The organism is Paenibacillus qinlingensis, from assembly GCF_031455095.1.
Classification (GTDB): domain Bacteria; phylum Bacillota; class Bacilli; order Paenibacillales; family NBRC-103111; genus Paenibacillus_E; species Paenibacillus_E qinlingensis_A.
On the sequence record NZ_JAVDSB010000001.1, the window covers coordinates 1,266,438 to 1,280,247 of the forward strand.

Consider the following 13,810-nt stretch of genomic DNA (forward strand, 5'->3'; position numbering starts at 1 on the left):
GTGTCCTATGCAGTACATAAGACCAAGTCGGATCGCGTCATTGATGTTAGCATTTATTCCATTCTTACCATCGGGTGCTTAACTGCGATCATCCCGTTGTACTTCGTATTTATTGAATCTATTACCCCATATAAAGAACTGATACGTAATGGCGGCTTCGTTCTTTTTCCAGATGAATTGACGCTGCAAGCCTATAAAGCGATATTCAGCAGCAAGCTCGTGCCTGATGCTCTGAAGATTTCAGTATTTATTACGATCGTCGGTACATTCCTGAGTCTGCTAGTCACCACTTGTTTGGCATATCCTCTTTCTAAAAAGGAAGTGCCTGGCGCCAGATTTTTTCTGCTCGCGATCGTGTTCACGATGTTGTTTAACGGTGGTATTGTTCCTACGTATCTCGTCGTCAAGGGAATGGGATTAATTAATTCGGTATGGTCACTCATTATCCCAACACTTGTTTCACCGTTTTACATGTTTATCATGCGTACGTATTTCATTAATTTCCCATCAGAGGTTGAAGAATCAGCGAGAGTGGATGGGTGCGGTGATATCCGAACGTTATTCCAACTTGTCATCCCATTATCAATGCCGATTATTGTTACAATTGGATTGTTTTATGGCGTTATCCAATGGAATTCATATTTCAATGCCATCTTGTATTTATCCGACAGGCATTTGTATCCGATTCAAGTCATTCTCCGCAACATGATCGTGACCTCCAGTGTAAGCCAAGAGTTGAACACGAATCCTTCGGTTATTCAAACATTGCCACCAGACACCATTCGCATGGCGACGGTTGTGGTGACGACACTGCCGTTACTGGCGATCTATCCGTTTATCCAAAAATATTTCATAAAAGGAATGCTAGTCGGTTCCATCAAAGGGTAGCGGCTTGTAACCTACTCGATGAAAAATGCAACACCCATGAAAGGAGTGATGCCTTGTCTAGCTGCCTATCAGTCACAATTTCAAACGGTGTAATTTTGTGAATGAATCGAGTACAAATGGGAGGTCGTTTGCATGAACATGCGTAAACAGGTAGCATTCGGCGTAGTCGCAAGTTTGGTCGTATTAAGTGCTTGTTCGAAAGATGAAACAACACCATCACCGTCGGCTTCAACAGCCGCCTCTGCGGCACCTGCAACTGCTGCACCTACGAAAGCACCACCGATGACGTTGAATTGGTTAACTTACGTTCCAACCAATGATGTATCATTGCCATCGGCGGACAAAGATTATATTCGCCAGGCCATTGAACAAAAGTTCAATGTCAAGCTCAATATGGAGTATGGCGTTCCTGGTGAAGATATGAAGACGAAAATCAACTTGAAAATCACGTCAGGCGCAACCCCAGATATGTTCCAAGCCGACGGCGCGCAAACGAATCAATTTATTCTTGATAAAGCGGTCGCCGATCTGACCCCTTATGTGAATCCACAAACGATGCCTAACTATTACAAGTGGGTAACCCCTGAAATTATTCAACGCTATCAAGTGCAAGATGTCTTCATGCGTGCTCCCGTACCTTATGAGAAACAGCTGTATCAATCCTATTATGTGCGTAAAGACTGGCTGGATAAGGTCGGTTTGAAGGTGCCGACGAATTATGACGAAATGATCAATGTCATGAAAGCATTTACGTTTAACGATCCAGATGGCAATGGTAAAAATGACACGTACGGTTTCACTACGACCGGCAGCGGTGTCGGGGTGTCGAAGCAATTCCCGGAATGGTATAAAAATGGCCTAGGCATCGATCTTTGGTACGATCAAAAGAATGGTGAATATGTCGATCCGCAATCCGATATTCGGGCAGGGAAAGTACTTGATGATATTCGGGCAACCATCGCGCTCAAAATCGTAGACCCTGACTGGTTCTTAGCAAAACCTGGGCAAGAGTTTGAAAAAGTTCAAGCTGGTAAGGTTGGCATTTTCCAGGGCTCGCTGCGTACAGTGGCCTTTGATAACGTAGCAACGAGCGTGAAGAAGAAAACGGTTGATATTACTGGCGTCAAAACGGCGGACTTTGTACCATTCCATATTTCGCCGGAATCCGTTAACTTTGCAGCGTTGCCAGGTGTGCCATTCTTGTTTGGCGCTAAAACAGCTCCAGAAAAAATCAAGAAAAGCATTGAGATCATGGACTGGTTAGCAAGCCCAGAAGGCTACTTGTTGTCACACTATGGGAAAGAAGGCACGAACTATACGAAAAATGGCAATACAATCACACTTATTCCTGAAGCCATTACGAAAGACAATCAAGCAAACGGCAATTTCTTCGATGTGTATAGCTCCATCTTTGCCTATGGCGTTCAAGATCCAAGTCCAATCGGTCTGACCATTATTGATCCGCGTGAAACGGACCATGACCGCGCTATTGTTGCAATCCTGAAAACCTACAAGTATCCAGTACTCGGCTCAAACGTCTCACCTCCGACAGGTTATGATATCGGTGCTTTCCGTACACAAATGCGCGCGTATATGGTGAAAGTTCTCTTCGAAGAGAAGGATGCAAGCAACTGGCCAAAATATCGGAAAGAACTGATGACGACGTACAAAGGTAAAGAAATTTTCGATAACTACGCGAAGACCCTTTCGCAAGTATTTAAAACGCCTGTCGTCTTTAAGTCCGAGAATCCGTAATTCAAAGTATCTTTAAACGGTAGTAAGTCTATCTCGCATGCCTCCCGTGTATTCAGGATGAATCGCGGAGGCGTGCTGTGATTTTATATCTGATTATTCCTATTGAAATATAGATAAATATATCCCATATCAACATGAAAGAAGGTTTGGCATGGACAAAGATCAGTTGGCCATTCTCGGTGGAAGCAAAAGTAAGACGACGCCATTTGGAACTGGCAAGCGATTTGGGGAGGAAGAGGTCAAAGAGTTAGTCGAAGCGCTTGAGCAAAATACACTCTTTTACCATTCGGGCCGCAAAGTAAAGCTGTTTCTTGAACGTTTTAATGCGCTTTATGGAGTAACGCACAGTGTCGCCACCTCATCGGGCACAGCAGCGCTGCATGTTGCAATCGGTTCGGCGGGCATTAGCGTTGGGGATGAAGTCATTACAAGCCCCATTACAGATGCGGGCTCCGTTATCGGCATTTTATATCAAAATGCAATCCCTGTATTCGCTGATTTGGATCCGCATACGTACAATATGACGGCCGAGACGATTGGGGCTCGCATCACGCCTAGGACGAAAGCTATTGTTGTCGTACATTTAGCTGGCAATCCAGCAGATATGGATCCGATCATGGAAGTTGCGCGCGAGCATGGATTAATCGTCATTGAAGATTGTGCGCAAAGCTACATGACCTATTACAAAGGTCGCTTAGTCGGCACGATTGGGGATTATGGCTGTTTTAGCACGAATGATTACAAGCACATTTCGACGGGAGATGGCGGTATTGTCGTTGTGAACTCCCAGGACGAGACGGATTTTCAACGCACACATGCGTTTGCAGACAAAAATTACAGCCGTTTCGGTAATCAGGTTAATCGTGATATGGGATTGCTTGCTCCGAATTACCGGATGACGGAACTTCAAGGTGCTGTAGGCGTTGCGCAGATTGCCAAATTAACGTGGATTTGTGACCAACGGAATCGCTATGGTGACCAAATTACCGCTGGCATTCAGGGGATTCCTGGCATCATGCCACACGAAGTGACGGTAGATAGTCGGTGTACGTATTGGTTCTACATGTTTACGGTTGATCCTGACGTATTCTCATGTACAAGAGATGAATTCGCCAAGGCGCTGCAAGCGGAAGGCATTGATTGCTCCGCTGGCTATATTGCTAAGCCCGTCTATATGCAGCCTTTGTTTCTAAATCAGGAAGCGTATACAGGCAGTCATTTTCCATTTGATCTTACAGATATTGCATATAGTGAGGGGCTATGTCCTGCAGCTGAGCACATCTTGAAGAGTGCGATTCGCTTGCCTGTCAATGAGTTTTTTACGGAGCAAGATCGGGATGAGGTCATTGCCGGTATTCGTAAAGTGGCTGCCCATTACAAGAAGTCGGAGTTGAAAGTGTAGTCACCGACAGCGGATGGAGGAAACGAGATGAAGATAGCCAAAGTCGGTGTGCTCGTGGAACGCGAAGCAGCTGAACGTAAATGGAAATATGGACTGAACGTTTTTGAAAAATATGTGGAAGAAATACTGCATCATGTTGGTATGCCATTTGAAACGGTATCCCAGTTGGATGCGGGCAGTCTGCAGCCATACGATATATTGATTGTTGCATGCGCGCAAGAGAGTGGCGCGAAAGCATCGATTTTATGGGAATATGCGGAGCAAGGCGGCACAATAATTAGCTATGCTGGATGCAACGCGATAGCCCTTCAGCTTGGCTATATCCAGACGGGAGAAGCTGGAATCGGTTATGCAGAAATTGAGCCTACAAGCGATAAACAGCCTGGTTCGCTACGCTATTTGTCAGCTGTGCCATGGACAGAAGCAGGCGAATGTAGTCCTGACATAGAGACAGTGGCTCCGTATCAGTCCACTGGCAAGATGAAGCAGGGGCAGCCTGATGGTCCAGATCTAGGCGCTGCACTTCAGAAGTTTAACATCGGGCAAGGTTATCTGCATCGCTGGTCGGTTAATATTCCGCATACAATCGTGCACATGCAGCAAGGGACAGGGCCTATTCTGGATGATGGCCCACCGGCAGCGGATGGAAGCGCGAACGTGAATGAAGATATATTAAAAGCAGACGATCGCATTGCAATGGATTGGACATTTGATCGCGTATTGACGGAAACGGGCATCCCTTATTTCCCATGGCCATATGCGGATTATTGGCGTGAAGCGCTGTTGAAGCATGTTGTTCAATGTGCGTTGGACAAAGGTTTGACACTGCCGTTTACGGGGTATTGGCCAGATGGCATCCAACATATCGCGATGATTTCGCACGATAGTGATGCCAATAAAGATGAACATGCCGTTGCAGCCTTGCAACTGCTTACCGAATGTCAAATTCAAACAACGTGGTGCATGCTTGAACCTGGCTACGGCGGCACGATCTATGAACAAGTCAAACAAGCGGGTCATGAACTCGCCTTTCACTATAATGCCTTAGAGAAGGACAATGGCTTTTGGGATGCTCAAGAGTTTGATCGTCAAGTAAGTTGGGTAAAGCAAGCAGTCGGGTTGGACCATATTACGACGAACAAAAACCATTACACGCGTGCGGAAGGCTGGGGCGAGCTGTTCCAGTGGCTTGAACGGAACGGGATTCCGAGCGACCAAACGCGAGGCCCTAGTAAAAAGGGAAATGTTGGCTACTTATTTGGCACTTGTCATCCGTATTTTCCAATTGCTTTATTTGATGAGAATAATCGGTTCTACGATGTGCTTGAGATTGGGTTCTTAACGCAGGATCTCGATCTGGGACATTTGGCGGACAATACGGTAATTGAACCTTTTTTGGAACAGGCGATTGCGGTGAATGGTGCTGCGCATTTTCTGTTTCATCAGATTCACATTTATACGCGCGAGGAAGTTCGGAACGTTATTCGGATACTGGTGTCTAAAGCGGAAGAAATGGGTTTCACGTTCTGGACGTCGAAACAAATTCAAGATTGGACGCGCTTACGACGCTCTGTTCAGATTACCGCTTGCGAGGATAACGGAAATGTTCAGCTTTTAGCAAATCATCCCGTTGATGGACTTGTCGTTTGGGTGCCCATGCAGACTTCGGAAGCATTCTTACCTAATGAAGGACATGAGCGGCACTTCGGTATCCCATGCCGTAAAGTTGTCCTACAGGCGAATGTAGATGTTTCATAAAAGGAAGAGGTGAGGATATGGAGAAGCTAGCATTAGCCGTGGATGGCGGGACGCCGGTTCGAATAGATGAATTCCCGAAATGGCCGATATTCGGGCAACTGGAAGAGCAGCTAATTCTCGAGGTTGTTCGTTCTGGAAAATGGGGAGGCACAGGCGTCGTCCATTCGCTTGAATACACACCCAAGCTCCCTGAGATGGAGCATAAATTCGCAGAATTGCACCAGGCAGCACATGCCATTAGTGTAGTAAATGGCACAGTCGCCATTACGGTTGCACTACAGGCAGCTGGTGTTAGGCCTGGAGATGAAGTCATCGTGCCGCCTTACACGTTTATTGCTACGGCTGCCGCTGCACTTGCCTATGGGGCTGTTCCTGTCTTTGTAGATATCGAGGAGGATACACTCCTGCTCGATCCGGAGAAGGTGTCAGGAGCCATCACGTCTCGAACGAAAGCGATCGTCCCTGTTCACCTTGCTGGTGCACCAGCAAATATGAGTCGCATCAATGAAATAGCTGCTGCTCATAAGCTGCGCGTGATTGAAGATGCTGCTCAAGCCGTTGGTGCGAGCTGGGAAGGCCGCAGTGTAGGGGCTATTGGGGATTTCGGGACGTTCAGCTTGCAATCGAGCAAAAACCTGAATAGTGGTGAAGGAGGCATTATCCTCACCAATAATGATGAGCTGGCAGAAATCGCGTGGTCACTGTGCAATGTAGGCCGCTCACGAACAGGAGCTTGGTATCAGCATGATCGCATCGGGCAAAATTACCGGATGACTGAGCTGCAAGCAGCGATCGTACTTGCCCAGATGACGCGATTGGAAGAGCAGATGCAGCTCAGGGAAAAGAATGCGAAGCTGCTAACTGAACTATTATGTCGCATCGAAGGCATTGAGGTGCTGAAATTGGATCCACGCATTACACGACATGCGAATCATCTGTACATGTTCCGGATCGCGTCAGCGATGACTGATCAGATCGACAAGACCGACTTCATTCGCAAAGTGAATGCGGAAGGGATTCCGATCAGTCATGGGTATGTGCCGCTGAATCGCAACGAGGCGATTGTGAATGCCACACGCGTTTTGACGGGAGAAGATAAAGTATATGCTTGTCCCGTCAGCGAACGGTTAAGTGACAAAGAAGTACTCTGGCTTGGACAGAACGTGTTGCTCGCCGATGAGCAAGCCATGCATGACGTTGCTGCGGCGATCCAGAAAGTCATCCAATCGTACTAATAACCCTAGTTACCACGAGGAGCGTGTACAGGGAAAGGGGAGTTATGGTGAGTAGGATGTCGAAGCCATTCTTGCAAGTTGGAGTAAGTAAGGTAGATATTACTCCCGTTCTTCCTGTTCCGCTTGCTGGATTCGCGGTTCGAAGCGAGCTAGGTCCCTTTGAAGGCATTTCGCACAAGTTATATGCTCGTATCTTTGTCTTTGTTGATGGCTCAATAGAAGACAAAGCAATTCTCATCTCGGCTGATTTGCTATGGTGGGGAAGCGATCGAGTTCCAGGACTGAAGCAACGCATTGTGGCGCGATTCGGCATTGCTGAGGATGCAATTCTGTTGCACGGAACTCACACACATTCCGGTCCCCAAACGAGCGGTTTGTTCACGTCGTACTTGGGTGTCATGGACGAAGATTATGTGAATACGCTGGAGTTACGTGTGATAGAAGGCATTGAAGCCGCCTTGTTGCAAGTTGAACCTGTTCGAATTGAGCAAGGAAGCGGTTCATCTCCGCTAGGGATCAATCGACGTGGTATTGCACATTCGCCGCCAGAAACGGGACCTGTGGATCATGAGCTGCGTGTCGTTCGTTTCGTCAAAGAGGACGGGGGCACCAAAGGACTACTTGTCCATTACGCGTGTCACCCCGTTATTACCAGGGACAATTTGGTGTCATCGGAATATACAGGGGTTGCCATGACGTTGGTGGAGCAAGCTGTTGGCGAAGAGGTAGTCGTTGCTTTTCTACAGGGAACTTGCGGTGATATCAATCCTGGGGATGGTAAGCAAGTTATACGTGGTAACAACGATGTAGTTGTGCAAATCGGGATCGATTTTGCAGATTGTGTGCTTGAAACGCTGCGTATGCGTTTGCGTCAAGCTGCCTCTTCTCATGTGGGGTGGCGTAAGATAGTGGTAGAACTTCCGCTAGCTGATCTTCCAAATCGTGTTCAGCTAGTGAAATCAGCCTTGAAGCCAGACGTGCTGGGTGAATGGAGCCGCCTCATGCTGGAGCGATATGACGATTTAACGCCTTACATACCGCTTGAGTTAACGGTATTAAAGCTCGCGGATAACCTCTCACTGCTTGGCATGAATGCTGAAGTCGTAGTCGATTACGGGTTGTTTATCAAGCGAATCACAGCTGGCAGCATGTTGCCAATCGGGTATACGAATGGCATGTTTGGCTACATCCCAACCGCTCAACAGCTGGAAGAAGGTGGCTATGAGACGCACGAATCGACCTTCTACTTTGCAATGCCTGCGAGCTTCGATCACAGTGTGGAGTTAACCGTGAAAGATGCCTTGCTGAAGCTGCTGACTTAAATAAGTCATCATATTTGAAACGAAGGTGTTCCTGCCATGTGCGCGGGAACATCTTTTTTTGAATAATGGGGTACGTTTTCATCAGTTTAGATATATTTAAGAAATGGTTTACAACCAGTTAATCTCCATTGATTATCTTAGATGTAAGAAGGATGACAAGGGAGAATGTGGAACGATGAAAACCATGAGCTTGATGAATAAAAAGTGGCTATTAAGCCTGCACATTGTATTCTCAGCCATCATGCTGGGGACAAGTGTCACGTTTCTCATTTTGAGTATAACCGCAGTAAGCACCCAAGATTCCGTCCTAGTACTTGCCTGTTATAAGGCCATGCATGTATTATCAGGAAGTTCTGTTCGCGCTTCGCTCATTGGGACAGTCGTAACAGGCGTGCTGCTCTCAGTAAGAACGCATTGGGGTTTGGTGAAATACAATTGGATTATTGTCAAAGAAATACTTACACTAATTGCTATAGTCCTAGGGCCTTTTGGCATGTATGTGTGGACGTTGAAAGGAATTACATTACTAACGGATGTAGGTATAGAAGGCGTGAATCAAGGAGCTTATGTGACGAATACCGTGTATTTATTTATAGGTATTGGTCTCCAATTGCTTTCGTTACTGGCCATGTTTGTACTATCCGTTTTTAAGCCTTGGGGCAAGAGGAAAACGAGAAATAAAGTTGGAACAGTTGTCAGATTTTAAGGGATTTTGTTTCAATCCTTGCAGTGCTTTCGACAGTTTTTTTGAATTTCACTCCGTATACTGAGAAAGAATACAGGGATCATAATGTATCTTTCGGCGGAGGTATAGACCATGATTATAGTTCCAACGACTCAATGCCAACCGGGCATGCGGATCGGTAAAGCCATTTTATCTGAACAAGGGCGAGTCATGATTGGATATGGCGTAGAACTTACACAATTCATGATAAGAAAGTTAGTCCTCATGGGACTTGACTTCTTGTATATTGAGGATAGAGAAACGGATGACATTACAATTGAAGAATCCATTCACGAAGAGACGCGTGCATTGCTGCGCATCGTGTTGAGTAAAATTTTCAGCAAATTCAGTGCGACCTCATCTCTGCATGGTTCATCGAATACGGCAGAAATCTCCACTTTACTGTTTGAAGGTATCACTAGGGTGATTGAAGATATGAGAAAAGGGAGACACAATTTGGTCTCCCTTACGACTCTTAATATGGTTCCTGCTACTACATTAGAACAACATTTTTGCCAAAATGCGATTCATGTTTGCGTCTATGCAACGAAGCTTGGTATGCTCCACGGATATTCTCAGAAAGAGTTAACGGAATTAGGACTAGGTGCTTTACTTCATGACGTCGGTAACATTCAGCTTCCAGCAAAGCTATTATTAAGTCGTACGAAGCTTACAGCTAGCGAATTTGTGGAGATTCAGAAACATACAGAGTTAGGCTTTCATATGCTTAAAGAGGATATGGGCATTCCATTGTTGACAGCGATCTGTGCCTTACAGCATCATGAGCGAATTAACGGAAGTGGTTATCCTCATAACCTTCAAGGAACACAAATTCATGAATATGCGCGTTGGATCGGGATGCTCGATTCGTATGATGCGATGACCCATCCGAGAGCTTATCGGAATTCGATAGCGCCGCATTACGCGTTGGAAATCCTATATGCGAATGCCGGAACCTTATTTGATATCAAGAAAGTAACGGAATTCCGGAATAAAGTCGCCATTTTCCCAGTTGGACAAGGCGTGAAATTAAGCACGGGTGAACTCGGTGTTGTTTGCCGACATAATACGCACATTCCCTCTAGACCTGTCGTTAGAGTACTTACGAACGAGCGAGGTGAGAAGATCAAGTCACCTTTTGAAATTGACTTATCTTCCTCGCTTCATGTTATGATTGACTTGATTTAATCGGTAATATTTCTCGTATAATAGGCTATGATGTCCTTGCGTCGAATGATGCCGAGAAAAACACGGTCCCCATCAACAACGGGAACAAAATTCTGATCCGCAGCTAGTGCCAACATATCTTCCATATGGGCATGGATAGCGACGCACTCATTATAAATTCGTTTGCGGATATTCGTCACAGAAATTTCGTGCATATTATCGAAAGTCAGACCCGGAGTGCACTTCAGCTTCCATAACAAATCTCCTTCGGATAACGTGCCGACATATTTTCCTTCCTCATCAATAATCGGAATCGCTGTGTAATGGCAGGCTTCCAGCCGTTCAATCGCTTCTTTCATCGAAGCTGCTGTCGTTAGGTAGGAGACTTTGTCCTTAGGTAACAAAAACGATTTAATTTCCACTTTGTATCTCTCCTTTACATCTAAAATACTTTCACTATTTAATTAAAACATAAATTCGTCATGAAAGTGTGAAATGGAAGGGTGTAATAACTGGAAATTGAAAATTATTTTAGGGTGGAAGTCCTAATACCTTGGAGGTAATCATGCTGACAAGTGTGAAACTTGTACTACTTGATCAATTAGCTGCATGTCATAATGATGAGAGTTGGTTCAAATCTTCGACAAAAATCTTATCGGATATCTCTATAGATGAGGCTGCTTGGAAAGCAGAGGATAACTCGCAATCCATCTGGGAGATCACGAATCACCTCATATTTTGGAACGAGATGTGGTTAAATCGCTTCGTAAAAGATGTTCCGTTTGAAGAAAGTGACATAGCCAATATCGAAACATTCGATACAAGGCAATATCAAGATGAAGAGCATTGGAAGGCGTCAATACTGAAGTTAAGCGATGGTTTTGAGTCTTGGCGTGAGGCGATTACGAGTTGTGAGGATGAGAAATTGGAGAAAAGATTACCCTTCTATTTCGAAGCACCGTGGTGGGGTGTGATTTCGAACTTATGTATCCATAACGCGTACCATATCGGACAAATCATGCTGTTGAAAAAGCAAATACAAACAAAATCGAAGGGCCTGTCCTGCTAAGTTCCCTTTTTTAGTTTCCGCATCTTGGAAGACCACGCAAGATAAGATGATGGCATCCTCTTATCTTGCGTGTTTTCTCATTTTTACTGGAAATAAAGTGATGGTATAACGCTAAAGCTTTGAATTACGCAGGAAACTTCGATTTTGGAGATTATAGCGTTAGCGCATAACTTTATTGTTCAGCTGGTGGTCCATTAGCACGGATTAGCGTTTTCCCATAACGTTATTGAAAGCAGTTGCGTCATTTAAGGTTTTTGGGACAGCCCCTTACTATGCTTAGCTTTTTGTTGCAACCAAAAATCAGGCGGCACGTAGTTGATTAGTGAATAATCTAACTCATGACCTGAATCAGTGGATAATTGAACGAGCAGCATGTCTTTTTTATTTTCAGGTCGAAGATCTCCCGTTTTAATCGTAATCACTTCTACACCATCACGCTTAGGATTACCCACAATAACGATTTGATTTTCTTGTGTATATACCGCTGTAACCTCCGTTTGAAAAACCACGAGATACATATCGAGAGCCGTCTCATTTTGAAACATGTCAATCTGAAAACCCATTTCTTTCTCGAAATTCATCCAATTTGAAAGTCCGATATCATAAGTGGGAAAGAGGCGATGAGAGGCATAATAAATGCGAGAAGGTACGTAACTCCATCTACCACCCCAATAGGTACTATGCCAGTGCGGCTCATAGACAGGTCTAATATAAGCAGGTTTACTTGTCATGCGGTTAAAAGGAATTTGGTTACCTTTATGAATGATATCGCTCAGGGATACCGTATGTTTCGGATATAGTTTGTTGAGATTAGTTTGGAATGGCAATTCATCCATATGGATAGGAAGAGGCGGTTCAAGTTGTTTAAGTCTATTTTTGAACTGATCTGTTTGTGTTGAAGGCATTTCAGAAGACTCCATAGGGACGTAACTAGAAGCCTCTGCTTCGGGATTAATCTGCAACAAAGTACTTCCAAATAACAAAGAAAGAACAAAATAATGGCTAATGCGTAAGGATAACATGTCGACACCTCAAGGCTATTGTGATACAAACATTGTGGATTTATGTAAGGGGGAATTGCAGCTTAAAATTTGAAAACCACAGAACATTCACTACACTGTTTACGTCTAACTAATTGGAAAGATCTGGTGGGTGAAAGAGGGTGGGATATAGATGCCAATCAAATATCTGCTTGTGGTTCTATGTGCATTGGTAATAGGCGGTGGTGTGGGGTATTCAGTCTCGAATTATAGAATTCCAAAAGAAGCGAAGATATCGGTTAGTCCGAGTCCAACGCCGTATCAGGGGAACACAGCCTCCCCAAATCCCGTTGTAGCCATTTCCAAATTGCAGGATAGGGATAAGTTGTTAGATCAGCTTTCAAGAGTTCACGATAGCACAGTCGGATATGAATACACCGAAGATCAGCGCAAGGTGCTTCAGTCCGATCCTGCAAATAAAGACTATGTCCACGTACTGCAGAAGTTTGTTCAGACACAGCTGAAGAAGGAAATTGGGAACTTCCAAACAATTGGTAAACCTCAAAATCCACGTTCCGTGCTGGTTACCACTACGGATCAAGTAGCTTATATGGTCACAATGAGAAAAGATTATACCCATGATGGCATATGGCTCATTCACGCGTGTACGGATTATACACCTGGAGAGAATTCGGTTCCCGACTTCTATACACGAATTTCATTAGCTCAAGCTCCGGTTGAAGTGAAGACTTGGGCGGAAACGATCTTAAAGCAGCCTGAGTGGAAAAAGGAATATCAAACCTTCGGTGATCGAACTTATGCTTTAATCAAGTCTTCCTCGTCGTATTCTGATTCCGTGGAGTTGGAAGATGTCTCTGTTTCAATGGGAGAAGCCTTTATTGCTTATCAGTCCTATCAATATGCCGCGGGTAGTGATAAGGATCTGATCAATGATTACGTGTTGTTAGAATTAAAAGGTTCCGGGATAAGGGAGGTAAACTTCCAGAATACGTACAGTAACTTTTCACTGGTCGATGGCAAAGAGCCCGCGCCTGGTGATGCAAGTTCGATTGTTCATTTGACAAACAAGATCGTGCTTAATCCAAAGTTTTTGGAGATAGCCGCTGCGGGGAAAATTAGTGGTGTTGAATTCGGTATCGGAACCGCAGAGGACGAGGTGATAGCCCGATGGGGGAAACCTCATGAAGTAGGAACGAGGCAAGTCGAATTTCAGCGATGGCATCACTATCAAATGTACTTCTGGCCGCCTGATCAACGAATCGGTGCCATTCGAGTGCTTGGAGCGGCTGTTGATTACAGCTTACCTGAGGTGAAAAAAGCTTTAGGATTGCCTAGTAGTGAAATCAATGGTGAAGATGGAGTCTGGGGTTTATTTTACCGCGTGGGTGAGTATGAATTGCGCATCAATGCGACGACCAAAGACGGGCAGGTCGAATCCTTGATGTTAAAAAAGAAACCGTAGGATCGTAAACGCGTTGAATTCATGTAT

Annotated in this window: 12 protein-coding genes; 10 read left to right on the top strand and 2 right to left on the bottom strand. The window is 45.0% G+C overall.

The annotated features are described in order from the left end of the window. The 8 genes from J2736_RS05765 to J2736_RS05800 all read left to right on the top strand — a co-directional run bounded on the left by J2736_RS05765 (position 1) and on the right by J2736_RS05800 (position 10,272). The gene (locus J2736_RS05765) at positions 1-888 is read left to right on the top strand and encodes a carbohydrate ABC transporter permease (protein WP_310224319.1); all 888 of its coding nucleotides are present in this window, start codon (positions 1-3) and stop codon (positions 886-888) included. 132 nt (positions 889-1,020) lie between these two features. After that, complete coding sequence (locus tag J2736_RS05770; protein ID WP_310224321.1) at positions 1,021-2,643, top strand: type 2 periplasmic-binding domain-containing protein; 1,623 nt, start codon at positions 1,021-1,023, stop codon at positions 2,641-2,643. Between the two features lie 151 nt (positions 2,644-2,794). Next, positions 2,795-4,045, top strand: coding sequence for a DegT/DnrJ/EryC1/StrS family aminotransferase (locus tag J2736_RS05775; protein ID WP_310224323.1), 1,251 nt, complete (start codon positions 2,795-2,797; stop codon positions 4,043-4,045). Between the two features lie 27 nt (positions 4,046-4,072). Next, positions 4,073-5,803 (top strand): polysaccharide deacetylase family protein, encoded by a 1,731-nt coding sequence (locus J2736_RS05780; RefSeq protein ID WP_310224325.1) that lies wholly within the window; start codon positions 4,073-4,075, stop codon positions 5,801-5,803. A gap of 17 nt (positions 5,804-5,820) precedes the next feature. Continuing rightward, on the top strand, positions 5,821-7,038 hold the full coding sequence (locus J2736_RS05785; RefSeq protein WP_310224327.1) for a DegT/DnrJ/EryC1/StrS family aminotransferase: 1,218 nt from the start codon (positions 5,821-5,823) through the stop codon (positions 7,036-7,038). Positions 7,039-7,094: 56 nt separating this feature from the next. Further along, positions 7,095-8,360 carry a neutral/alkaline non-lysosomal ceramidase N-terminal domain-containing protein gene (locus tag J2736_RS05790; RefSeq protein WP_310224329.1) on the top strand — a complete coding sequence of 422 codons (1,266 nt, stop codon included), beginning with the start codon at positions 7,095-7,097 and terminating at the stop codon, positions 8,358-8,360. A 175-nt stretch (positions 8,361-8,535) separates the two neighbouring features. Beyond that, the gene (locus tag J2736_RS05795; RefSeq protein ID WP_310224331.1) at positions 8,536-9,066 is read left to right on the top strand and encodes a hypothetical protein; all 531 of its coding nucleotides are present in this window, start codon (positions 8,536-8,538) and stop codon (positions 9,064-9,066) included. Between the two features lie 111 nt (positions 9,067-9,177). After that, complete coding sequence (locus J2736_RS05800) at positions 9,178-10,272, top strand: HD-GYP domain-containing protein (protein ID WP_310224333.1); 1,095 nt, start codon at positions 9,178-9,180, stop codon at positions 10,270-10,272. Here J2736_RS05800 and J2736_RS05805 read toward each other — a convergent pair. Next, positions 10,269-10,673 (bottom strand): CBS domain-containing protein, encoded by a 405-nt coding sequence (locus J2736_RS05805; protein WP_310224335.1) that lies wholly within the window; start codon positions 10,671-10,673, stop codon positions 10,269-10,271. The two genes, J2736_RS05800 and J2736_RS05805, sit on opposite strands and share 4 nt — an antisense overlap. A gap of 143 nt (positions 10,674-10,816) precedes the next feature. Here J2736_RS05805 and J2736_RS05810 point away from each other — a divergent pair, with 143 nt between their 5' ends. Then, positions 10,817-11,320: a DinB family protein gene (locus tag J2736_RS05810; RefSeq protein ID WP_310224337.1), complete on the top strand. Its 504-nt coding sequence runs from the start codon at positions 10,817-10,819 to the stop codon at positions 11,318-11,320. Positions 11,321-11,565: 245 nt separating this feature from the next. Here J2736_RS05810 and J2736_RS05815 read toward each other — a convergent pair whose 3' ends face one another. Further along, entirely contained in the window at positions 11,566-12,342 is a 777-nt protein-coding gene (locus J2736_RS05815; RefSeq protein WP_310224339.1) for a hypothetical protein, read from the bottom strand. Positions 12,343-12,493: 151 nt separating this feature from the next. Between J2736_RS05815 and J2736_RS05820 the strand changes: the two genes are divergently transcribed. Next, the gene (locus J2736_RS05820; protein ID WP_310224341.1) at positions 12,494-13,783 is read left to right on the top strand and encodes a DUF4309 domain-containing protein; all 1,290 of its coding nucleotides are present in this window, start codon (positions 12,494-12,496) and stop codon (positions 13,781-13,783) included. Positions 13,784-13,810 lie beyond the last annotated feature (27 nt).

Bases quoted from the DNA above. Each gene is read 5' to 3' on its own strand.
- J2736_RS05770 (WP_310224321.1), top strand. From the start codon at position 1,021: ATGAACATGCGTAAACAGGTAGCATTCGGCGTAGTCGCAAGTTTGGTC.
- J2736_RS05775 (WP_310224323.1), top strand. From the start codon at position 2,795: ATGGACAAAGATCAGTTGGCCATTCTCGGTGGAAGCAAAAGTAAGACG.
- J2736_RS05780 (WP_310224325.1), top strand. From the start codon at position 4,073: ATGAAGATAGCCAAAGTCGGTGTGCTCGTGGAACGCGAAGCAGCTGAA.
- J2736_RS05785 (WP_310224327.1), top strand. From the start codon at position 5,821: ATGGAGAAGCTAGCATTAGCCGTGGATGGCGGGACGCCGGTTCGAATA.
- J2736_RS05790 (WP_310224329.1), top strand. From the start codon at position 7,095: ATGTCGAAGCCATTCTTGCAAGTTGGAGTAAGTAAGGTAGATATTACT.
- J2736_RS05795 (WP_310224331.1), top strand. From the start codon at position 8,536: ATGAAAACCATGAGCTTGATGAATAAAAAGTGGCTATTAAGCCTGCAC.
- J2736_RS05800 (WP_310224333.1), top strand. From the start codon at position 9,178: ATGATTATAGTTCCAACGACTCAATGCCAACCGGGCATGCGGATCGGT.
- J2736_RS05810 (WP_310224337.1), top strand. From the start codon at position 10,817: ATGCTGACAAGTGTGAAACTTGTACTACTTGATCAATTAGCTGCATGT.
- J2736_RS05815 (WP_310224339.1), bottom strand. From the start codon at position 12,342: ATGTTATCCTTACGCATTAGCCATTATTTTGTTCTTTCTTTGTTATTT.
- J2736_RS05820 (WP_310224341.1), top strand. From the start codon at position 12,494: ATGCCAATCAAATATCTGCTTGTGGTTCTATGTGCATTGGTAATAGGC.